The following is a 22,759-nucleotide window of genomic DNA, read 5'->3' on the forward strand; positions in this document are numbered from 1 at the left end:
CCCTCAGGGGTGGAAAGCACCTTTCCAATTGTAAGGTAACCGCGCATGCGGAAGCCACGGCGCCTGACCAGCGGATGGATGAGCCCATGATCGCGGAGGCGCCGTTCCCGCAGCCGCCCTTTGCCTCATCGGCACCCGCGGCCGCGGCGAGCCGTCCCGGCTCTTCCGAGGGTGATCGTCGCTATGGGAATGTATTTCCGCTGGCGTCCCGCGGATCCCTCTGTCCCAGATTGTCCCGCCAAATCCAGCCCAAACGCTGGAAGCGTGGCGTCCCCTACGGGATTCGAACCCGTGTCGCCGCCGTGAAAGGGCGGTGTCCTAGGCCTCTAGACGAAGGGGACATGAGGCGGATGGAGGGTAATCCATCCTATGTGCGGCCACCCGGGGGATGGCCTTCCTACGGCAGACTTCACCGCAGGGGGATACAAGATACTGTATTCGCTTGCGGAAAATACGCCACCCCTTGAAAAAATCAGGGCGCCGCAAGCGGGGTGAACATATGGCACATGGGATCGGCTTGGCGCAACTGGGTTTCGCAGATGTCCGACATCTTTCTGACGCCGCCCTGCAAGGCTTGGACTTTCCACGCCTTCCGCGCCCAGGGGGTCCTTGAAGACGGGACCTATGGCTTTGCCAGCCGTCAACCTCTGGCGGCTAGGTGGCCTTTGAAAATCCACCCCGCCATCCCGCACTAAAGCGATAGCAACTTACCAGCGTATTGATGCCACGCTCTTTACCGTGTATCCGGGATCCGGACACTGGTGGGGGATGATGTCATGTCGCAGTCGGAACTGGAAAAACTGAAGGCCCTGATCGCCTCGGACACGGAAATACTGAAGGGCATAGCCGGCGGGGGCGATGTGAAGGCGGCGGCCAAGGCGCTGGCGGACTTCGCGGCCACGCGCGGCATCCAGCTGACCGCCGATGAGATCGAGGGCGTCTTCGCCGCCCGGGCCGGCAGCGCGCCCACGCAGATGGAACCGCTGGACGACGATGCGCTGGATCACGTTTCCGGCGGCGGCTCCCCCTACTGCATATACACCAAAGGCTGCTACTGCATTTTCACCAAGTAAGGCCGGGCAAGCCGCCCGCGGTGACGGCGTCGCCTGTGGACACCCCGTTCCTGGACATCCTGGCGCCGCTGGTCAACCGGGCGGCGGAGCGTCTTGACCGGTCCCTGGCCGGCGGCATCGTGTTGCCGCTGCCGGCCAGGCGGGGCGCGACACGGGCGCTGGCGGCCCGCCTGGGCGAGATTGCCGGCCCGGCCCTGACGGCGGCGTTCCAGGCGGCGGAAGCAGTGCCTGCCATCGCCCGCCTTTATGATGAGCCACCGGCCTGGGTGCACCGCGACCGCTATCGCGCCTTCGCCACGGCCGCCCGGGGACCGCACGTCGATACGCTGCTGGCCGACTGGCCCATACTGCGCCGCCGCCTGGACCGGATGTGCACCGATTGGGTGGACGCCATCACGGCCTTCGCCCGCCATTTCCACCAGGACGCCGCCGCCCTGGCCGTCCGGCATCCCGCGTGGCGGGGCACCGTGCCGGCGGTCGCCGACCTCACCCCCGGCCTGTCCGACCCCCATGGCGGCGGCTGCACGGTGATCCGCGTCACCTTGGCCGACGGCACACGCATCGCCTATAAGCCCCGCGCCCTGGCGGCGGAGGCGGCGTTCGGGCACCTGCTGGACCGGCTGAACGCCGCCGGCACCGCCCCGGCCCACCGCGTCCCGTGGGTGATGGACGGCAGCGACCATGGGTGGATGGAATGGGTGGCCCCTGCCCCCCTGCCCGATGCGGCCGGGGCGCACGCCTATATGGAACGGTGCGGCGGCCTTCTGGCCCTCATGTTCCTGCTGCGCGGCAGCGACATCCATCCCGACAACTTGATCCCGGCGGGCCTCTTTCCCGTCATCGTCGACCTGGAATGCCTGTTCCAGCCCGGCCCGGCGGATCTGGGTGTGGCCGATCCCCTGGACGACCCGCACCTGTTCGCCAACGGCATCCTGCCGGTCTACACCTCCTTCGACGGAGGGGCGACGCTTGCGCCCCTGGCCGCCGCTGGCTCCGGCCCCCTGGCGCCCCGGCCGCAAACCGTGGTGCGTCACGCCGGCACGGATTGGCTGCACCTGGGCGAACAGCCGGTGCCCAGCTTCGCCCCCGGCCCCAGTCTGGGCGGCGTCCCCCTGGACGTACGGAATTTCAGCACGGCCGTCCTGGACGGCTTCCAGGCCACCCTGCGCACCCTGGTGGCGCACAAGACGGCGCTGATGGCGCCGGAGGGTTCGCTGGCCCGGTTCCGTAATGTCCGCTGCCGCCTGCTGCTGGCCGCCACCAACCTCTATGGGCTGGTCCTGGCACCCGCGCTGATCGGCGAGGGGGCCAAGGATGAGGCCGCCTTCACGCGCCAGGTGGCGCGGGCCGCCGGCCGCGCGCCACTGCTGGGCGATCCGGCCGCCTGGCGGCGGGCGCTGGCGGCGGAAGCGCGGGCCCTGGACCGTCTGGACATCCCGGCCTTCACCTTCCGTCCCGATGGCCGCGAGGCCTGGAGCGTTGAAGCCGCAGGCACGGCCGCCAGCCCCCTGGGCCCGGTATTCGCCATCCCCCCGTACGACCAAGTGACGGCGGCGCTCGCCGCACTGGATGACGCGGCGATCAACCGAACAACGGCCCTGCTGCGCGCCGCCCTGCGTCCCCCCGCCCTGCGTCCCCCCACCCTGCTTCCTCAGAACGTGGGCGTCGTAGCGGAAGCCGTCCCAGGCCCCGACTTCCGCACCACCCTGCGCGCGCTGGCCGACCGGGTGGCCGATCTGGCCGTGGCTCAGGAACCGGGAGCGCTGCGCTGGGTGCGGCTGTGGGAGCAGATGCCGGCCCTGACCGCCCCGGCGGGGCCCGGCCTATGCTACGGCGCCGGTGGCATCGCCGTCTTCCTGGCGGAGGCCGGGCGCGCCTTGGACGACGAGCGCCTGCTGGACCTAGCGCGGCAGGCGCAGCAGCCCTTACGGGCCGCCATCCATCGGGGGGAGGCACCGCGCCTGGCCCGCCGCTTCGGGCCCGGCTATGGGCGCGGCCTGGGGGGGATGATCGCCGGCTTGGCCTGGTGCGCCCGTCTGCTGGCCGACCCGGCCCTGGCCCATGACGCCTTGGCGCTGGCGGTCGAGACGCCCCTGGCGCTGGCGATCGAGAATGGCCCGGTGGGCGATGCGTCCGATGTGATGGACGGCGCCGCCGGCCTGGCCTGGGGTTTGGCCGTCCTGGATCCCGGGCCGGTCGTTGCCCAGGCCATGGCCGCCTGCGGAACGGCACTGCTGGCCGCCTCCCAAACCGATGGCGTGGGTGGCCGGCACTGGCCCGGCCGGCGGCGGTCGGGATTGGCCGGCCTGTCCCACGGCGCCGCCGGCATCGCCACCGCCTTGGCCCACATCCATGCGGCCACCGGCGATGCCCGGTGCCACGCCGCGGCATGGGAGGCCGTGGCCTACGAGAACGCGCTGTTCAATCCGGCCGCCGGCGATTGGCAGACAGGCCGCCAGCAGGGCTCGTCCACATGGTGCCATGGCGCGCCCGGCATCGCCCTGGCCCGCACGCTCTTGATGGATATGCTGGGGGACAAGGACGGCCGGCTGGCCGCCGACCTGCACACCGCACTGGCAACCTTGCGAGCGTCCCCCCTGGACCAGGTGGACGACCTGTGCTGTGGCGAGGCCGGACGGCTGGAGATCCTGGCCACGCTGACCACCCGGTTGCCGGGCGTGGAGGATGAAATCGACACCGCCCTGAACACCCGGCTGGCCGACTGGGCGGCCGGACGGGGCCGACTGATGGTGGCGGACGTGGCGGGCGCACCCGACGATGCCGCCCTGTTCCGGGGCCATGCCGGCCTGGGACACCTGCTGGTCCGACGCCTGGCGCCGGACTTCGCCTGCGACGTGCTGCTGCCCCGTCAGGTGTCTCGCGTCAGTTGACGCCGGGCGAAGGCGGCGAAGAAGCCGTCGCGGGCCATGAGGGTATCGAAGGCGCCCTCTTCCTCCACCCGGCCCTGGTTCAGCACGATGATGCGGTCGGCCCGCCGCACCGTGCTGAGGCGGTGGGCGATGACCAGGCGGGTGCCGGCGATCTTGTCCAGGCTGGCGGTCACTGCCGCCTGGGTCTGGTTGTCCAGCGCGCTGGTCGCCTCATCCAGCATCATGATGCGTGGCCGGGCCACCAGGGCACGGGCCAGCAGCAGGCGCTGGACCTGCCCGCCCGACAGGCCGGCGCCGCCGTCGGTGATCAGGGTGTGAAGGCCCATCGGCATGCGCCGCACGTCGTCGGCCAGTGCCACCTGGGCCAGCGCGTCCCAGGCGGCCTCCTGCCCCAGATGGGTGGCGGCACCCAGCACATTGTCCATCAAGGTGCCGGGCATCAGGCGGCCGTGCTGCAGGACCACGCCGCACTGTCGGCGCACGGCCCGCAAATCCAGACCCGCCAGGTCGACGCCATCATAGAGCACCAGGCCGGCGTCCGGCCGCTCGAAACCCAGCAGCAGGCGGAACAGCGTCGACTTGCCCGTACCGGACGGGCCGACGAAGGCCACGAACTCCCCAGGCCGGACGCTGACCGACAAGGCGTCCAGGATGCGGGGAGTGTCCGGCTGATACTGGAAGGTGACGCGCGACAGCTCGATGGCGCCGGTCAGCGCGCCCGGGTCTGCCTTGTCCGCCGCCTCCGGCAGGGCCTGGAGGATGGGGCGGGCGTGCTGCACGATGGGCGCCAGGCCCACCATTTCCACGGCAGCCGCCGCCAGGCCGCGCAGGCCTTCCAGGGCGGCGGTGAAGGCGGTGACGAAGGCGGCCAGCAGGCCCAGGGCGACGGTGTCGGTCCAGCCGCCCATGACGCAGACCGCCAGCAGCGCCGCCGTGGCGAAGGCCTGGTAGCCCACGCCCACCGTGTCCAGCAGGCCGGCCGCCCGGTCGGCGCCGAACTGGGCGCGGCTGGCCTCGGCGTACAGGCGCGCCCAGCGCAGGAAGGCCCGGTCCTCCGCCGCCGCCAGGCGCAGTTTGGCGATGCCGCTGGCCAGTTCCAGCGTCAGGCCGGACATGCGGGCATCGCCCCGGATGGCCGCCGCCTCGTGCCGGACGCGCAGCAGCCCCAGCACCACGGTCACGACGGCCAACATCAGGGTCAGCGCGATAGCCACCAGGCCCAGGCGCCAGGAATAGCCCAGCATGACGGCGTAGGAGACCAAGGCCACCATCCCCGTCATCACGGCATTGATGGTGGAGGCGGTCAGCGCCTTTTCCAGGCGGGCCACAGCCATGACCCGGGTTGCCATGTCACCGGTGGAGTAGCCCCGGAAAAAGCCGGTGGGCAGACGCAGCAGGCGGTCCATCACCGCCGCCTGCACCCGGCTGCCCTCCAGCCCCTCGATGCGCAGCATGGTCAGTTGGGTGGCCAGGCGCAGCAGCAGGGTCATGACCGCCAGCAAGGCCAGGGCGACGGCCACCTGCACCACCCGGCCCAGATTGCTGTCGGGGATGGCGCCTTCCAACAGGTAGCCCATGGCCAGCGGCACACCCATGGTGAACACGCCGGCCAGCAGGGTGCCGCCGGCCAGGGTGGCGATGTCGCCCATCCGGGCGCGCAGCAACCCCTTGGCCAAGCTGCCCGGCGTCAGTGCCTGGTCCGGCAGCGGCGGGTACAGGGCGTAGGCCTGGCCGGCCAGCAGCACCGCCTCGGCCGCCGGCAGCGGCCGCGCCACGCGTGTGTCGGGGTCATAAACGGTGTAGCGGCCCCGCCCGCCGGGGCTGAGCGCCAGGGGCGACAGCGGCGCCGGCCGTAGCAGCAGGAAGGCGCCGCTGTCCTGCCGCCACCAGCCGGGATCCAGTTGGACGCCCCGAAGGCGCACGCGGCTGGCCCGGGCCAGCGCCTCCAGCGCCGGCATCGGCGCCCCCTCCTGCTGGCGGGGCGGCAGGCGCACCTCAAAGCCCAGCAGCGCGCCCAGATGCGCGAAGGCCAACACCAGGGGCTGTTCCGACAGGGGGGCCAAGAGGGACGCGTGAGTGGCGCCGCGGTCCGGTCCCAATACCCCGCCCCCCAATACCCCGCTCAGCGCCTGCAGGGCCAGCAGGCCGGCATGGCGATCGCGGGCCGCCCGCTCCTCCCCCTCCAGCCGGTCGGTGTCGTCCATGCTCACGACTCCACCAACTGGCGATAGGCGCCGCCCGCCGTCATCAGCGCCTCATGGCCGCCGCGTTCCAGCACCCGGCCGTCCTTCAGGACGATGATCTCGTCACAGTCGCGAATGGCGCTGAGGCGGTGGGCAATGATCAGGCAGGCGCAGCCGCGACGGCGGACATTGTCCATCAACGCCTGTTCTACCGTCGGATCCAGGGCGCTGGTGGCCTCGTCCAGGATCAGCAAGCTGGGCTCCATCACCAGGGCGCGGGCGATCTCCAGCCGCTGGCGCTGGCCGCCGCTCCAGTTGCGGCCGGCCTCCTCCACCCGGCCACCGTAGCCGCCGACGCGGGCGACGATGTCGTCGTGGATCATGGCGTCCTTGGCCGCGCGGATGATCCGGGCTTCGGGCACGGCCTCGTCCCACAGGGTCAGGTTGTCGCGCACCGTGCCCTCGAACAGCAGAATATCCTGGTCTACCATGGCCAGCAACGCGCGCAGCCGGTCGCGCGGCACGACGCGCAGGGGATGGCCGTCCAACAGGATGGTGCCGCCCAGCGGGTCGAACAGGCCGGCCACCAGGCGGCCGACGGCGGACTTGCCGCTGCCCGACGCCCCGACCAGGGCCACCCGGGCGCCGGGAGCGATGTCCAGATCCACGCCGTTGACCACCATCGCCCCTTGAGAGGTGTAGCCGAAGGTGAGGTCGCGGACGGCCAGGGCGCCGCTCAGCTTGGCGCCACCGCGGATGGCGGGTGCCGCCGGCGCGTCCGGCCGGTCGCCCGCGAATTCCCAGGCCAGGGGCGTGGTGGCGACGTCGGCCAGTTGATCCAGCGGGCTGCGCACCTGCTTCAGGCTGGTGATCTGACGCATCAGGGTGGACAAGGTAGCGGCGAAGGCGGTAATCAGGGTTTGGAAGGCGGCCAGTTCGCCCACCGTCATGCTGCCCGCGATGACGAAGCCGGCGGACAGGGCCAGCACCAGGCCCCGGTTCAGCAGCATGACACCGTCGGGCACGGCGCCCAGCAGCGCCTCGATACGGCCGGCCGCTTGACGGTCGCGCACCAGGGCGGCCAGCAGGCCGGCCCACTGGCCGAAGAACACGTCGTCGGTACCGCTGGCCTTCAGGGTTTCCACCATGCCGATGCCCTGGATGGCCCGGCCATGTACCTTGATGGCCGCCATGCCGGCCTTGCGGACCCGCTCCTCCAGCCGGCGTTGCGTCAGCGCCAGGGCGGCGATGGGAATGGCGGCGGCCAGCAGGGTGACCAGGGTCAGGATGGGGCTGTAGAGCAGCATGGCCAGGGTGAAGAAGACGCTGGACGCCAGGGCCAGCGCCGCCTTCACCGGCTGTTCCGCCGCCTGCAGGCCCAGGGGACGGGCCAAGTCCACGCGGCCAGCCAGGGCGCCGGCGTGGCGCTGGCCGAAGAAGCGCACGGGCAGGCGCAGCATACGCCAGACCACGCGGCCGGCCGCCAGGATGGCGATGCGGGTGTGCAGGCGCACCAGCAGGCTGTTCTGCAGGCCCGTCAGTCCCCACTGCACCACCGCCGTGGCCAGCAACACCCCCAACAGGGGCACGCCCCAGTCCGCCTGGCCCTGCACAAGATAATAGTCGACGAAGACCTGCGTCGCCGCCGGCACCACCAGCCCAGGCAGGATCAGGGCGACGCCCGCCAGCATCGCCAGCGCCAGGGGCCCATGTGTTCCCGCCACAAGGGCCGCGATGTCGCGCCAGGTGCTGGGCGCGGTGCCGGACCGGCGGAAATCCGCCCCCGTCTGGAAGGTCAGCACGATGCCGGAAAACAGCGCATCGAACTCCGCCGCTGTCAGGACGCGGCGGCCGGCAGCGGGGTCGTTCAGCTGCACCCTGCCGCCCGTCATGCCCTCCAGCACCACATAATGGCTGAGGTCGACGAAGACGATGCAGGGCATGGCGATGTCGGCCAAATGGTGCGGCTCACAGCGGAAGCCCTTGGCCTCCAGCCCATAGGCCCGGGCCGCCCGCACGATGTTGGAGGCGCGGCTGCCGTCGCGGGAAACGCCGCAGGCCTCGCGCAACTCCGGCAGGGGCGCCCATTTGCCGTGGTGGGCCAGCACCATGGCAAGGCAGGCGGCGCCGCACTCCGCCGCCTCCATCTGGAAAACGGTGGGAACGGGGCGTGGACGTGCCGCCATCGCCTTCCGGACCGCGCCGGACACCGCCGCCGCTGCCGTCACGGCTCAAGCCCCAGGGCGTCCAGCACCGGTTCGATGGCGGGGAAGGCCAGGGCGATGATGCGCGTGCGCTCCACCACCACCCCGCCCTTGATGACGGTACCGCTTTCCACCGGCCGCGCGGCGCCCCGGGATGATGACCAGGCGAAACCGCTGACGGTCGCCGGATCGCGCCGCAGGGCCACCCGCACCTCGAACGGCGGACCGTTGGCCATCAGACTGGTGACGAAGGCGTCGTTCTTCAGCGTCTGCTGCACCGCCTCCCGCGTCGCCGCCGTCTCGGACACGCGGATGACCTCGCCATGGATGAAGCCGTCACGCTCCACCTTCACGGTGGAAGGAATGATCTGCACCGCCATGCCGGGGCGTATCTTCTTACCATCGGCTGGGGCGACGTAGAGGATACCCACCAGCCCGTCGCCCGCCACCACCCGACCTTCCGGTACCAGGCGCATCAGGGCCGAACCCGCGGCCACCCGGTCGCCGGTGGCGGCCGACAGCTCGATCACCCGGCCGGTGATGGGCGCGCGAACCTCGGTCCGCGCCGCGCGTTCGGCCAAAGCCTCGGCCAGATCCTGCCGACTTTGGCCGATCTTGCTCTCCAGCTCCAGCAGCTCGCGCTCGTCCTCGATGGCGCGCTCGTCCGCCTCCACGCCCAGAGTGTTCAGCGCGTTCAGGGCGGCGGTGATGTCGCGCTGGGCCTGGGCGCGGTCGTTCTCCGTCATCAGGATGCGCTCACGCGTGGCATAGCCGCGGCCCATCAGCTCATGCTGGCTGGCCAACACCTGGCCCAGCGCCGCCTCCCGCTGGCGGGCCTGCTGCAAGGCCTGCTCCCACCCCTGGCGCCGCTGCTCGTCATCGCGGGTGCGGGCCGCCCGAGCGCGGGCCTGGAAGTCCTTCAGCCGCCCCTCCTCCGCCTCCAGCCGGGCCAGGCGGGCCTGGACCGTCTCCAGCCGGGCGTCCAGTACCGGGTCCGCCAGCACGGCGACGATCTCCCCCCCATGAACGGCGCCGCCGACACTGGCCTTTAGCGCCGTGATGGCAGCACTGCTGGGCGCCGTCACCAGGGCCACGCCGCCGCTGCCCTGCAGCACGCCGTTGCCCGCCACCTTGACCGGCGCGGTGGCGACCAGGGACCAGGCCAGTCCGCCCAGCACGGCCGCCAGGAAGATGCCGAACACCAGCCAGCCCAGCGGGAACGACACCCGCACCATGCGGTCGAGCTGGTCCGGGTTCGCAGGCCGGAAGGCGGGGGCGGAAGAACTCATAAAGGCGACCGCTATGACGGGAAACAAACGTCATTGGTGCGGAAGTTCATCCGAAAAGGCAAGGTGCGCGAGGAGGATGGAAAGTAATGCCAACGGCATGAGACCGGCGACTGCCTTCGCAAGAGTCGATTGCGTTCGCCGCAGGTCCCCGGGGGAGCGGAGCGGGCTAGAGACCGAGGACGGAGCCAAGCGGTGGGATGGCCACGCCCAACCCCGGTGCGGTCGCGGCGCTTCCATCCAGGCCGGCACTACGCCGCATCATCGATCTGACAGGCGCCCTGGGTTAAACAGGCTCCACCCCGTGGCCTCGGCCAGGCGCTCCAGGGCGAGGCTGCCCAGCTGGGAGTTGCCGTTGGCGTTCAGGCCGGGGGACCAGACGGCGATGGAGGCCCGGCCGGGAACGATGGCCAATATGCCGCCGCCGACGCCGGACTTGGCCGGGATCCCGACGCGGAACGCGATGTCGCCGCTGGCGTCATAGTGGCCACAGGTCAGCATCAGGGACAGGATGCGGCGGGCCCGTATGGATGAAATGGTGCGTCCGCCCCCGGGATGGCGGCCATCCAGCATCAGGTAGCGTCCGGCGGCGGCAAGCTGGCGGCAGGTCATCTCGATGGCGCAGGCATGAAAATAGGTGCCCAACACCAGGTCGGGCGCATGCCGCAGCACGCCATAGGATTTCATGAAATGGGCCAGGGCCCGGTTGCGTTCGCCCGTACGCTCCTCCGACCGGGCGACCTCCTCATTGATGGCGATGGATTCATCCTCCGCCAGATAGCGGACGAACTGGACCAGTTCGCCGATGGCCTCACGGGGCGGATGCCCCGCCAGATTCACATCCGTCACGACGATGGCGCCGGCATTGATGAAGGGGTTCCGCGGAATGCCCCGCTCCGCCTCAAGCTGGACGATGGAATTGAACGCCGTGCCGGAGGGCTCGCGCCCCACCCGCTCCCACAGCTGGTCTCCCGCCTTGCCCAGGGCCAGCGTCAGGGAAAAGACCTTGGATATCGACTGGATGGAAAAGCCAATCTCATCATCCCCGCCGGCATGGCATTCCCCATCGACGGTATAGACCGCCATGCCGAACCTGGCGGGGTCGACCTTGGCCAGGCTGGGGATGTAGGTCGCGACCTTGCCACGATCAGGCGCGGCCCGCATCTCGTCGACGATGTCCTGGATGATACCTTGGAGAGTCACGGGCGCTGCCATATCAGACGGGCGGGAAAGGGGCCGATGCCCCGGCGGTTGGGCAGGGTAGCAGTCGCGTCCCACAGCGTCACGCCGCACCGGGCCGGTCCCTTGGGGTCAACCGGGCCATTTGGGGATTAGCGGGCCGCCTGTGGCAGATGGAGCGAGACGCTGAGCCCACCGGTCGGCGAGGTGTCCAGGCTGAGGCTTCCGCCATGAAGGCGCGCCAACTCCTCCGTTATCGTCAGCCCCAGGCCGCTACCCGGCACCGCCTCATCCAGGCGGGCACCCCGGGCCAGAACGTCCGACCGCCTGTCCGCCGGAATGCCGGGTCCATCATCCTGGACGGTGATGACAATCCCGCCGCCGGCCGCCACGGCCGTCACCCGGACCACCGCTGTACACCATTTGGCGGCGTTGTCGATGAGGTTGCCGGCCATTTCCTGCAGGTCCACCGGGTCGGCTCGAACCCGGGCTAGCGCGTCGCCATCAACCTGGATATCGACCCCGCGCTCGGTATGCAGGTGAGCCACAGTGCGGGCGATCTGCCGCAGCACCGGCAGGACAACCGTTCCGCCTGAGGAATGAAGCAGCGCCGGCGCGGCCCGCGCCCGGGCCAGGTGCCGTTCGATCTGACCCCGCATGCGATCCGCCTCGGCCGCCACCACCGCCGGGTCCATGCCGCCCGGCGCGGCGGCGGCGTTGGCGATGACGGCCAGTGGGGTTTTCAGCGCATGCGCCAGATCAGCCGCCTGCGCCCGCGCCCGCTCCACCATCGTCCGGTTCTCCTCCATCAGCAGATTGAGGTCGTCCACCACGGGCTGGACCTCGCCAGGGAAGGCGCCCTCCAGACGGTTCGACCGCCCGGCGCGCAGATCGGCCAGGGCCGCCCGCATCCGCCGCAGCGGGCCCAGCCCCAGGCGCACCTGGACCGCCACCGCCGCCAGCAGACCGGCGGCCAGCACCGCCAGCGACAGGCCCAACGCTCGGGAAAAGCCGGCCGTCGCGGCCTGCACGTCGCTGGCGTCGACGATCACGGCCGCACGCACCGGTGTTGCCGCTCCCGGCAGGCGCAAGCTGCGCTCCCAAGCCACCAGCGGGGCTCGGTTCGGTCCCGTCAGCGTGTGGCGATGGACCTCACCATCCTTGGGGGTGTCCGCCGGCAGGTCCAAGGCCTGGTCCCAGAGCGACCGCGACCGCAGCACCCGGTCCCCAGGGCCATCCACCCGCCAATACAACCCTGACAGCGGGCGGCGGAAACGGGGGTCGCTCAGGTCCCGGGCCAGCGCCACCGCGCCGTCCGGCGTCACTTCCAGCACTGCCGCCAACTCATCCAGGTGCTGGGCCATGCGCCGGCTCAACTCGGCCTCGGCATGGGTGCGGAACAGGTCGGTCAGGATGATGCCGGTGATGATCAGCGCCGGAGCGATCCAGAGGACCGACAGCAGGAAAAGACGCCGGGTCAGCGAGGAGGTTGTCAGCGAAGAAGGTATCACCGCGCCGCCTCCAGGCGGTACCCCAGGCCCCGTTCCGTCCGGATGAGGTCGCCGCCCAGCTTGCGACGCAGCCGGCCGACGAACACCTCGATGGTGTTGCTGTCGCGATCGAAATCCTGCGCGTAGACATGCTCGGTCAATTCGGTGCGGGACACGACCTTGCCAGGGTGGTGCATGAGATAAGACAGCACCTTGAACTCATGTGCCGTCAGTGCGATGGACCGGCCGTCCACCGTCACCCGGCCGGTGCGAGTGTCCAGCGCCACGGGGCCGCAGCGCAGTTCCGCCGCCGCCAGCCCGCCGGCCCGGCGGATCAGGGCGCGCACACGGGCCAGCAGTTCTTCCATCCGGAACGGCTTGGCCAGGTAGTCGTCGGCACCGGCGTCGATGCCCGCCACCTTCTCCTGCCAGGTTCCACGGGCCGTGAGGATCAGCACCGGCACTGTGATGCCCGCCACCCGCCATGCGCGCAGGACGGACAGGCCGTCGCGCACCGGCAATCCCAGATCCAGCACCACGGCGTCATAGGGCTCGCTCTCCCCGAGGAAGGCGGTCTCTTCGCCGTCAGCTGCCATGTCAACGGCGTAGCCGGCATCTGTCAGCGCCTCTGCAAGCTGACGGCGCAGCGCCGGATCATCCTCGGCAAGCAGTATCCTCATGGCCTGCGGTCCTTCTCCGCCCCCCGTTCCTTGACCGCGAGGAGGTCGCCCGTTCGGGCGTCGTAATGCAGCTTCACGACACGCCCGCCGTCCATCAGCAGTTTGATCTCGTAGACCAATCGGCCGTGCTCCTCCTCCAATTCCGCTTCCAGAAGCTGGCCGGGGAAGCGGGCCGCCGCGCGGTCCAGGATGGTGCGCAGGGGCAGCGCGCGCCCCTGTTCCACGGCGGCGCGGGCGCGGTCCTGGTCCTGGTCCGCGTCCGCCAGGGCGGCGGGCACGGCCAGCAGGGGCAGCAGAAGGGCAACGATCCATCTCATCGGCACAGTTGACCGTTCCTTTCCTGAACGCAGGCTGAACGCGCCGTTCAGCCTGCGTTCAACGGAACCCCGCCAGGATGATGCCACCATCCAATCCCAATACGGAGGACACCATGATGTATGGCAAAATCGCCGCGGCGGCGCTGTTGGCGGGTTCGCTGGCCATCGGCGGCTACGCGCTGGCCGTCGAGACCGCGCCACCCGGTCAGGCTCAGCCGGGGAAAGCGGCGAACGCAAGCACCCTGACCGTCCCGCAGCTGGTTGAGCGCCTGGCCGCCCAGGGCTATTCCGATATCACCGAAATCAAGCGGCACCGCGACAAGAATTACAAGGTCGAGGCCCGCGACCCGCAGGGCAAGCGCGTCGAACTGGCCGTCGATGCCCGCACGGGCGATATCCTGAAAACGGAAAAGGATGAGGACTGATGACCATGCCCATCTCCTCCGATGGCGCCTCTACCCACAGCGTACCCAAGGGCGCCGTTTCCCCCGACGCCGCGGTTCCCACCGGCACGGTGAGAGTGTGGGATCCGGCCATCCGCATTCTGCATTGGACCATCGCCGCCTCCTCCGCCATCGCCTGGCTGTCGGCCGAGGAGATCATGCCGGTGCATGAGGCCGCCGGCTTCGTGATCCTGGTGGCGGTTGGGGTGCGGTCCCTGTGGGGCCTCGTCGGCACCCCACATGCCCGGTTCGCCGAGTTCGTGCCCGGCCCAAGGGGCCTCCTCTCCTACATGGGAGCCCTGGTGAAGGGGCGGGCGGGCCGGTATGTGGGCCACAACCCGGCGGGCGGCGCCATGATCGTGGCTCTTCTGGCCAGCCTGCTCCTGACCGTGGCCACCGGCATCGTTCTGGATACGGGTGGCGGCGTTCTGGGAGAGGACGCGATGGAGGACATCCACGGCGCGGCGGCCACGGTGACCCTCATCCTGGTGGCCCTGCACATCGGCGGCGTGGTCCTGTCCAGCAGACTGCACCGGGAAAATCTGGTCCGCGCCATGGTCACCGGGCGCAAGCGGGCCTGAGGCGCCACGGCCGGCGTGAAGCCCCTGCCTTAGGTGAACCAGATGGGATTTGGAGGCCGATCAGCACATCAACTGCCTTATTATTCTAAAATCCGCAGGGCCATGTGATCACGCCGATTTTATACTTCAGGAGGCAGGCTCGGCGCCGCTGCGTCGTATAGGGAATGGTTTATATGTGATTGGGCGCAGGCGCGCGACCAGGTGCGGGCCTGCGGCCTCCATCACGTGCGCGGCAGGGCGGCCGTCGAGCCCCGGGCAACGCAACGGCCGGACAGCACCACTTTGCGCGTCGGAGCGTCCGGGGTCTTCAGGCGCTGGAACAACAGGGCCATAGCCTCGCGGCCTATGGTTTCGACCGGCTGCTCAATGACGGTCAGGCCCGGTTCAACCAGTTCCGTCCAAGGTTCGTTGTCGAAGCCCGCGACGGCGATGTCGTGGGGGATGCGCAGCCCCAGGGTGCGGGCCGCCTTCACCACGCCGGTGAGGAACAGCCCATTGCTGACCAGCAGGGCCTGAGGCCGATCAGGTTGGCGCAGCCAGGCGGCGGCGGCGTTCTCGGCGGCCTCCGCCGACGGCGGTGCGAAGCGCGCCTCCCCCGCCAAGCCCCGGGCCGCCATGGCTGCCAGATAGCCGTCGCGCCGTTCGACGCCGGTGGTGCTGGTGGCACCGAACAGGCCGCCGATGCGGGTGTACCCCCGGGACACCAGGTGATCGACCAGGGTGGCGCTGGCCTCGCGATTGTCCAGCAACACGGTGTCAAATTGCCCGCCCGGACCGGCGCGGTCGATCAGCACCATGGGAAAATCCAGGGCATCGGCCTGTAACCGATCAAGCGTGGCGCGGGTCGGGGCGAAAATCAGCCCCGTCACCCGTTCTTCCTGCATCAGGGTCAGGTAAAGCGCCTCGCGCGCGGGGTCCTCATCGGTGTTGCACAGGATAACCCGCATGCCGGCGCGGTAGGCCGCGTCCTCCACCGCCCGGCCGACGGCGGTGAAGAAGGGGTTGCGGATGTCGGCGACGATCAGGCCAATGGTCTGGGTGCGTTGCGAGCGCAGCCGCCGCGCCGACAGGTTGGGCTTGTAACCGGTGGCGCGTACCGCCGCCTGCACCTGTTCCCGCACCTCGGCGCTGACCGGCCCCTCCCCCAAGGCGCGGGACACGGTGGAAACCGATACACCGGCAACCCGGGCGACGTCCTTGATGTTGACCGTCATCTTCGCAATCGTTTCCAGTTATTTTGCCTCAGTCTAAAGCCTTCCGCCGCGCGTTCAAAGGGAATACGGCGCATATGCCCAGATAGACCCTAGGGATTCCCTTTGACAATTTTTGTGGAAACGTTACCACTAAGCACAAGAATGAATTCGGGAGGTTCCGAGAATGCCTTTCGCCGTTGAGAGCGACCTGCTGCCCCGCGAGCTGATCCGCATCGGCGCGCGTCCGGCTGGAAAGCGTGACGCCATTGGCGAGGCGGCACAGCTGCTGGTCGCCGCCGGGTGCGTCGATCCCGCCTATGAACAAAGCATGGTCCGCCGGGAAGAGGTGGCCAACACCTACCTGGGCCAAGGTGTCGCCATTCCCCACGGCCTGGGGGAGGATCGCCACCTGGTCCGCCGCAACGGCCTGGCCATCCTGCAGATCCCTGATGGCGTGGAGTGGAACGCCGGCCAACGCGCGCGCCTCGTGGTCGCCATTGCCGCCCAGTCCGACGCGCACATCACCATCCTGCGCCGCTTGACCCGCCTGATCCAGGACAGCGACCGGTTGGAGCGTCTGTTGGTGACGACCGATGCCGGCGAGATCGCGGCCGCCCTGGGCCGCGACACGGCCCTGGTCGGGCGCACGGACGAAAACGCGGCCGGTGCGCCGGTGGGTGATCTCGCGCCCGGTTTCGACTGGACGGTGGATTATCCCAGCGGCCTGCACGCCCGGCCGGCGGCCCACTGGGTGGACACCGCCCGCCGCTTCGCCGCCCAGATCCGGGTCCGCCATGGCGACCAAGCGGCGGACGCCAAGAACCTGATCGCCCTCCTGCAACTGGGCCTGTGCGCCGGTGACACGGTGGTGGTGTCCGCCGCCGGCGGTGATGCCGCAGGGGCGCTGGCGGCCATGCGGCAAGCCATGACCGGCCTGAGCGCCCAGGAAAAGATGGACGCGGCCCTGGCGGCCAGCCGCGCGCGCCAGACGCCCCGCACCGGCTGGACGCCCCCGGCGCCGCTGACCGCCATCGGCGGCGTGCCGGCGGCGCCAGGACTGGCCATTGGCCCGCTGCATGTGCTGAAGGCGGCGGACCCGGTGGTGCCGGACAATCCCGCCGCCCTGGCGGAGGGGGGCAGCCTGTTGCAGGAGGCGTTGAGCCGCACGCGCCAACAACTCAAGGCGCTGGCCGATGACACCGCCCGCCGGCTGGGTGCAGCCGACGCCGGCATTTTCAAAGCCCAGGCGGAGTTGTTGAATGACACCGACCTGATCACCCTGGCCTGCCAGTTGATGGTGGACGGTCATGGCGTGGCCTGGGCCTGGAATCAGACGGTGGATCGCATGGCCAGCCGGTTGGCGGCGCTGGGCAATCCCGTCCTGGCCGCCCGCGCCGCCGATCTGCGCGACGTGGGCCGCCGTGTCCTGGGGCATATCGACCCCTCCTTGCGCGCCAACTCGCTGCTCGACCTGCCCGACACACCCTGCATCCTGGTGGCGCCGGACCTATCCCCCTCGGACACCGCCGGCCTGGACCCGGCCCGTGTGGTGGGCTTGGCCACGGCTTCGGGCGGCCCCACCTCACACACCGCCATCCTGGCCCGCACACTGGGTTTGCCGGCCCTGGTGGGGGGCGGTGCCGCCCTGCTGGAACTGGCGGATGGCACCAACGCCATCCTGGATGGCCAGTCGGGACAACTGTACTTGGAGCCGAGCGACGCCGACCTGGCATCCGCGCGGCAATGGCTGGCGGTCAAGGCGGAGGCCCGCGCCCGTGAAGCGGAGGCCCGCGCCCTGCCCGCGCGCACCCGTGACGGCCACACCGTGTCCATCGGGGCGAACATCAACCTGCCCGACCAGGCGGCCTTCGCCCTGTCGCAGGGTGCGGAGGGCGTCGGCTTGATGCGCACCGAGTTCCTGTTTCTGGAAAGGGGCGAAAGCCCCAGCGAGGACGAACAGTTCGACATCTATCGCGCCATGGCGGTGGCTCTGGGCAACCGGCCGCTGATCGTCCGCGCCCTGGATATCGGCGGCGACAAGCAGGTGGCCCATCTTAACCTGCCGCATGAGGAAAACCCCTTCCTGGGGGTGCGCGGGGCCCGGCTGCTGCTGCGCCGGCCCGATCTGCTGGAGCCGCAGCTGCGCGCCCTGTACCGCGCGGCGCGCGCGGGCGCCAGCCTGTCCATCATGTTCCCCATGATCACCACGGCGGCCGAGATCATCGCCCTGCGCACGGTCAGCGAGCGCATCCGGGCCGAGGTCGAGGCGCCGGCGGTGCCGCTGGGCATCATGATCGAGGTCCCCGCCGCAGCGCTGCAGGCCGAAAGCATAGCCCGCCATGCCGACTTCTTCTCCATCGGCACCAACGACCTGACCCAGTACACCCTGGCCATTGATCGCCAGAATCCACAGTTGGCCGCCCAGGCGGATAGCCTGCATCCCGCCGTGCTGCGTCTGATTCAGGCCACCGTGGCGGGGGCGGCCAAGCATGACCGCTGGGTTGGCGTCTGCGGCGGCATCGCCGGAGACCCCTTCGGCGCCGCCTTGCTGACCGGCCTGGGCGTGCATGAGCTGTCGATGACCCCGCGTGAGGTGCCGTCGGTGAAGGCGCGCCTGCGCGACAGCGAGTTGACGGCGTTGCGCGCGCTGGCGGCCCAGGCCTTGGCTTGCGAGGCCGCCGAGGACGTGCGGGCGCTGGAAGGAGGCATGGCATGAGCATTGATCTGCACACCGTCACCCTGAACCCGGCGATCGACGAGACCGTCACCCTCGACGACTTGCGGCCAGGCCATGTGCACCGGGCCGCGGCCGTGCGCCACAATGCCGGTGGCAAGGGCGTGAACGTGGCCTCCTGCCTGGCCGACTGGGGCCTGCATGTGGCCGCGACCGGGCTGCTGGGCATCGACAACACCGCCCCGTTCGAGGCGCTGTTCGCCGCCAAGGGCATCCTCGACCGCTTCCTGCGCGTTCCCGGCGAAACCCGCACCAACATCAAGCTGCTGGATCGCCACGACGGCCGCACCACGGACATCAACCTGCCAGGCTTGGCGGCAGCCCCGGAAACGGTGGAGCGGATCCAGACCTATCTCGAGGAATCCGTCGGCCCCGGCACCTCGGTGGTGCTGGCCGGCAGCCTGCCTGACGGACTGCCCCCTGACACCTATGCCCAGATGGTGGCCGGCCTGGCCCCTACCGGCGCCCGGGTTGTGCTGGACAGCAGCGGGGAGCCGCTGGCGCGGGCCTTGGCCGCCGACGTCTTGCCCCATTGCGTGAAGCCCAACCGACATGAGTTGGAGGGCTGGGCCGGCCGGCCCTTGGCTCCGCCTGACTTGCTGGCAGCGGCGCGGCACCTGCAAGGGCATGGCATCCCCCTGGTGGTCGTGTCCTTGGGCACCGGCGGCGCCCTGTTCGTGGACGGCGACACCGCCCTGCACGCCCAAGCCCCCGAGGTGCGGGGCAGCAGCACCGTGGGCGCTGGCGACGCGATGGTGGCCGGGCTGGCGGCCGGGCTGCATGCCGGCTTGGGATTGGAGGCGATCGCCCGCCTGGCGACCGGGTTCGCCGTGGCCAAGTTGGGCCGCGCCGGCCCCAACCTCCCCGGGGTGGAGATCGTCCAGGCCCTGGCCGACCAGGTCACGATGACACCGGCCGATGATTGGGCATCAACCACCGCGACGTATGCGCCGCACTGAAGGATGAAGGGCGGGCCGAAGACCCGGCCCGGGGAGGAACCATGTCCACACTGTTGGCTGTAATCGGCGCCGGCGAAATGACCATTCACGCCCTGCTGGCGGCGGAGGCCCTGCGCAAGGCCGCCAGCAACAGGGGCCATACCATCGCCGTGGAGGTGCGTACCGGGCAGGGCGTCCTTGGCGCCTTGGAACCGGCGCAGATTCAGGACGCGCACGCCGTCCTGCTGGTGGGATCGGGCATCCTGGACGCTGATCGCTTTGGGGCACTGCCCCACCACAGCACCAGCATCGAGGCCGTCCTGGCCGACCCCGCCGCAGTCTTGGACGCGCTGGTCCTGGCTGAACCGGAATCGGCCAAGCCGCATCGGGTCAAGCGGGCCCAGGCCGCTACCCCGTCGATAGCCGAAGGTCCACGACACATCGTGGCCATCACCTCCTGCCCGACGGGCATCGCCCACACCTTCATGGCGGCCGAGGGCCTGCAGCATGGCGCCAAGACACTGGGGCACATCATCCGCGTGGAGACGCAAGGATCGGTCGGGGCCCGCGACGGCCTGACGGATGACGAGATCGCCGCCGCCGATATCGTCATCATCGCCGCGGACCGCCAAGTGGATCTGGGCCGCTTCGCCGGCAAGCGGGTGTTCCAGTCGGCGACCAAACCCGCGATCTCCGATGGCGCCGGCCTTATCCAGCGGGCCCTGGCGGAAGCGACGCCCCTGGCCGAGGCGGAGGACGGCGGGCCGGACGAGGGGCGCGCCGAAGGCCCTTCGCCGCAAGCCGTCGCCGGGGCGAAGGCCGGGCGCGGTGGGCGGACGGGCCCCTATAAGCATCTCATGACCGGCGTTTCCTTCATGCTGCCGTTCGTGGTGGCGGGGGGCCTTTTGATCGCGCTGGCCTTCGCGCTGGGCGGCATCTACGCCTATGACGACGCCCACAAGGGCACGCTGGCCTACGCCCTGTTCCAGGTTGGGGCCAAAGGGGCGTTCGTGCTGATCGTGCCCGTGCTGGCGGGCTACATCGCCCATTCCATCGCCGACCGGCCGGGCATCGCGCCCGGCATGATCGGCGGCATGGTGGCGGCCAATCTTCAGGCGGGCTTTCTGGGGGGCATCCTGGCCGGGTTCATCGCCGGCTACGGCACCGCCTTCCTGAACCGCCATATCCGCTTGCCCCGGACCCTGGAGGGCCTGAAACCGGTGCTGATCCTGCCCTTGCTGGGCACCTTGCTGACGGGCCTGCTGATGATCTACGTCGTGGGCGGGCCGACGGCCGGCGCGCTGGCCGCCCTGACCACCTGGCTGAAGGGCATGCAGGGCAGCAGCGCCATCCTGCTGGGCGTGCTGATCGGCGGCATGATGGCCTTCGACATGGGCGGCCCCATCAATAAGGCGGCCTACGCCTTTTCCACGGGCCTGATCGCCAGCCAGGTCTACACCCCGATGGCGGCGGCCATGGTCGCCGGCATGACCCCGCCCTTGGGCCTGGCCTTGGCCGCCCAGGTGTTCGCCAGCCGCTTCACGGCGGAGGAGCGGGAGACGCGCGGCGCGGCGGCGGTGCTGGGCCTGGCCTTTGTGACCGAGGGGGCCATCCCCTTCGCCGCCCGCGATCCGCTGCGGGTCATCCCGGCCCTGGTGGCGGGATCCGCCGTGGCGGGCGCCATTTCCATGGCCATCGGCGCGGAACTGCGGGTGCCCCACGGTGGCGTGTTCGTGCTGCCCATCCCCAACGCCGTCAGTCATGTCGGCGGCTATGTCGCGGCGCTGGCCATCGGCGCCGGGGTCACGGCCGTCGCCCTGCGCGTCCTGAAGCGTCCGGTCTGAAGACCCGAACCACCCAATCAACATGGTCGCCACAAGGCCGTACCCAGAAGAACCCAGGGAGGGATGATATGCGTCACGTTGCACCTTCGGTGCCCAATCCATTTTTGCGCCCCGTTGTGGAAACGTTTCCAGTGGCCGCCCTGGCCATAATGCTGTCCGGTGCCGCCCTGGCCGCCGAACCAGGCACGGGCGAGACCGTCGACTGGCTGGCCAGCTACACGGGCGAGGCGGCGGCCAATCCCAGCGGCGGCATGCGCCAAGGGGCTGCCTATGCCGGCCAAATTCTACTGGGCGCGGACGTGAACCTGACCAATGCCCTGGACTGGAGCGGAGGGACCCTGCATGTCGCCGCGGTGAACCGCCACGGCAGCAACCTGGCGACCCAGTATCTGGGCAGCACCACTTCGCTGCAGGAGATTTATGGCGCGCAGAACACGCGCCTGGCCCGCTTCACGGTGGAACAGTCCCTGCTGGACGGCCGCCTGGTGGTGGAGGGTGGGCGCACGGTGGCTAACATAAGTTTCCTCGGGTCAGCGCTCTGCGCCAATTTCCAGATCAACTCCGCCTGCGGCAACCCCACCTTCGTCTTCAAAACCAGCAGCTTCACTTGGTGGCCGGTATCCAGCTGGGGTGCCCACGCCACCGCCTGGCTGACGCCGACGGTCTATCTGCATGTCGGCGCCTACGAAGTGAATCCCAGCCACCAGTCCAGCACCGAGCATGGCTTTGATTGGGGCACAGCCACCGCTACGGGCGCCATCGCGCCGATGGCGCTGGGATATCAGACGACGTTTGACAACGACCGCCTGCCCCGCAAATACGAGGTCGGCGGCTGGTACGATGGCGCCGATTATACCGACCCGCTCCGCGACGCGAGCGGACGCGCCGCCGTGGTCAGCGGCCAGCCCAACGCCACCCTGAACGGCCGATCGGGCGTGTTCTTCCGTTTCGAACAGATGGTGCTGCGCCCCGACGACACGTCGCAGCGGGGCTTGACCTTGTTCGGCGTGGCGATGACGGGCGTGAGCGGCCAGCTGATCGAGGACCATTTCCTGGAATTGGGCTTGGTCCAACGCGGCACCTTCGCCGGGCGCGACGACGATACCATCGGCTTCGTCGTGAACCAGCAGAAGTACAGCCACGACGCCCTGGAGGCGCTAAGCTTGGCCCGCGCGGCGGCTGGCGGCCGCGGCACGCCGGCGGATGACCAGATCATGATGGAGCTGAGCTACGGCGTGCAACTGGCCCGCGCCGTTCGCATCCAGCCCAACCTGCAATACGTCATCCATCCAGACCAGTTCAGCGACCCCGCCCGCCTGCGCGATGCCCCGGACGCTTTCGTCGTCGGCTTACGGTTCGACCTGGACCTCGCGGCGCTCCTCCGGGGACGCTAGCGCCCCGATACGGACATGCTGTATCGGCATGCGGTTTTGGCTCTGACTCAAAAATGATGAAATCCGGGAGTCTCCTTGAGATCGCTTTTCCAATGGGAATAAGGCGATGCGAACAGATGCTCTCCACTCAAGGTTTGTCCTTCCGGGGGTGGGCTCAAGTCGAAGTGCGACTTGGCTTTTTCATCCTAACCAACCGCCCCAAGTTCCGCGAGCTTGGCGTGGAAGACCTCCGCTGGCGTTCGGTAGTTAAGGCATCGGCGAGGCGTCGCATTGAGGCGCTCGCACAGAGCCGACAGTGCGCCGGGGGATCGATCCCCCGGCGCACTGTC

General features: G+C 69.8%; 16 protein-coding genes and 1 tRNA gene. 8 read left to right on the forward strand and 9 right to left on the reverse strand.

Translation table 11 applies throughout. From position 1 onward, the window contains the following. Positions 1–265: 265 nt before the first annotated feature. Positions 266–341 (reverse strand) — tRNA-Glu (locus FBZ88_RS02550). 435 nt (positions 342–776) lie between these two features. Between FBZ88_RS02550 and FBZ88_RS02555 the strand changes: the two genes are divergently transcribed. After that, positions 777–1,073 carry a hypothetical protein gene (locus FBZ88_RS02555; protein WP_040849894.1) on the forward strand — a complete coding sequence of 99 codons (297 nt, stop codon included), beginning with the start codon at positions 777–779 and terminating at the stop codon, positions 1,071–1,073. 35 nt (positions 1,074–1,108) lie between these two features. Next, a complete protein-coding gene (locus FBZ88_RS02560; RefSeq protein WP_186464160.1) occupies positions 1,109–3,964 on the forward strand; it encodes a type 2 lanthipeptide synthetase LanM family protein in 2,856 nt (951 codons plus the stop codon). Here FBZ88_RS02560 and FBZ88_RS02565 read toward each other — a convergent pair. From FBZ88_RS02565 to FBZ88_RS02595, 7 genes are all read right to left on the reverse strand, one after another. Continuing rightward, on the reverse strand, positions 3,943–6,168 hold the full coding sequence (locus FBZ88_RS02565) for an NHLP bacteriocin export ABC transporter permease/ATPase subunit (RefSeq protein WP_145615254.1): 2,226 nt from the start codon (positions 6,166–6,168) through the stop codon (positions 3,943–3,945). The genes FBZ88_RS02560 and FBZ88_RS02565 overlap by 22 nt on opposite strands. 2 nt (positions 6,169–6,170) lie before the next feature. After that, complete coding sequence (locus FBZ88_RS02570) at positions 6,171–8,333, reverse strand: NHLP family bacteriocin export ABC transporter peptidase/permease/ATPase subunit (protein WP_145615255.1); 2,163 nt, start codon at positions 8,331–8,333, stop codon at positions 6,171–6,173. 38 nt (positions 8,334–8,371) lie between these two features. Further along, positions 8,372–9,640 (reverse strand): NHLP bacteriocin system secretion protein, encoded by a 1,269-nt coding sequence (locus FBZ88_RS02575; protein ID WP_145615256.1) that lies wholly within the window; start codon positions 9,638–9,640, stop codon positions 8,372–8,374. A gap of 258 nt (positions 9,641–9,898) precedes the next feature. Beyond that, complete coding sequence (locus FBZ88_RS02580) at positions 9,899–10,840, reverse strand: glutaminase (protein WP_246138461.1); 942 nt, start codon at positions 10,838–10,840, stop codon at positions 9,899–9,901. 128 nt (positions 10,841–10,968) lie between these two features. Beyond that, on the reverse strand, positions 10,969–12,327 hold the full coding sequence (locus FBZ88_RS02585) for a sensor histidine kinase (protein WP_145615258.1): 1,359 nt from the start codon (positions 12,325–12,327) through the stop codon (positions 10,969–10,971). Further along, positions 12,324–12,986, reverse strand: coding sequence for a response regulator (locus FBZ88_RS02590; protein WP_145615259.1), 663 nt, complete (start codon positions 12,984–12,986; stop codon positions 12,324–12,326). The genes FBZ88_RS02585 and FBZ88_RS02590 overlap by 4 nt, the downstream gene beginning before the upstream one ends. Next, positions 12,983–13,303 carry a PepSY domain-containing protein gene (locus FBZ88_RS02595; RefSeq protein WP_145615260.1) on the reverse strand — a complete coding sequence of 107 codons (321 nt, stop codon included), beginning with the start codon at positions 13,301–13,303 and terminating at the stop codon, positions 12,983–12,985. Before FBZ88_RS02595 ends, FBZ88_RS02590 begins: the two co-directional genes overlap by 4 nt. Before the next feature lie 116 nt (positions 13,304–13,419). On the opposite strand from FBZ88_RS02595, the gene FBZ88_RS02600 reads away from it, so the two are divergent. Both FBZ88_RS02600 and FBZ88_RS02605 read left to right on the forward strand, forming a co-directional pair. Next, entirely contained in the window at positions 13,420–13,728 is a 309-nt protein-coding gene (locus FBZ88_RS02600) for a PepSY domain-containing protein (RefSeq protein ID WP_186464161.1), read from the forward strand. Beyond that, entirely contained in the window at positions 13,728–14,327 is a 600-nt protein-coding gene (locus FBZ88_RS02605) for a cytochrome b/b6 domain-containing protein (protein ID WP_246138462.1), read from the forward strand. Before FBZ88_RS02600 ends, FBZ88_RS02605 begins: the two co-directional genes overlap by 1 nt. Before the next feature lie 221 nt (positions 14,328–14,548). Here FBZ88_RS02605 and FBZ88_RS02610 read toward each other — a convergent pair whose 3' ends face one another. Beyond that, positions 14,549–15,541, reverse strand: coding sequence for a LacI family DNA-binding transcriptional regulator (locus tag FBZ88_RS02610; protein ID WP_145615262.1), 993 nt, complete (start codon positions 15,539–15,541; stop codon positions 14,549–14,551). 163 nt (positions 15,542–15,704) lie between these two features. Here FBZ88_RS02610 and ptsP point away from each other — a divergent pair, with 163 nt between their 5' ends. The 4 genes from ptsP (at position 15,705) to FBZ88_RS02630 (ending at position 22,430) form a co-directional block, all read left to right on the forward strand. After that, complete coding sequence (gene ptsP / locus FBZ88_RS02615; RefSeq protein WP_145615263.1) at positions 15,705–18,236, forward strand: phosphoenolpyruvate--protein phosphotransferase; 2,532 nt, start codon at positions 15,705–15,707, stop codon at positions 18,234–18,236. After that, on the forward strand, positions 18,233–19,213 hold the full coding sequence (gene pfkB / locus FBZ88_RS02620) for a 1-phosphofructokinase (RefSeq protein ID WP_145615264.1): 981 nt from the start codon (positions 18,233–18,235) through the stop codon (positions 19,211–19,213). The genes ptsP and pfkB overlap by 4 nt, the downstream gene beginning before the upstream one ends. 41 nt (positions 19,214–19,254) lie before the next feature. Beyond that, positions 19,255–21,036, forward strand: a complete 1,782-nt coding sequence (locus FBZ88_RS02625; protein ID WP_145615265.1) for a fructose-specific PTS transporter subunit EIIC — start codon at positions 19,255–19,257, stop codon at positions 21,034–21,036. Positions 21,037–21,167: 131 nt separating this feature from the next. Continuing rightward, positions 21,168–22,430: a carbohydrate porin gene (locus FBZ88_RS02630; RefSeq protein ID WP_246138463.1), complete on the forward strand. Its 1,263-nt coding sequence runs from the start codon at positions 21,168–21,170 to the stop codon at positions 22,428–22,430. Positions 22,431–22,759: the final 329 nt, after the last annotated feature.

It is taken from the genome of Nitrospirillum bahiense (assembly GCF_007828025.1).
Lineage (GTDB): Bacteria > Pseudomonadota > Alphaproteobacteria > Azospirillales > Azospirillaceae > Nitrospirillum > Nitrospirillum amazonense.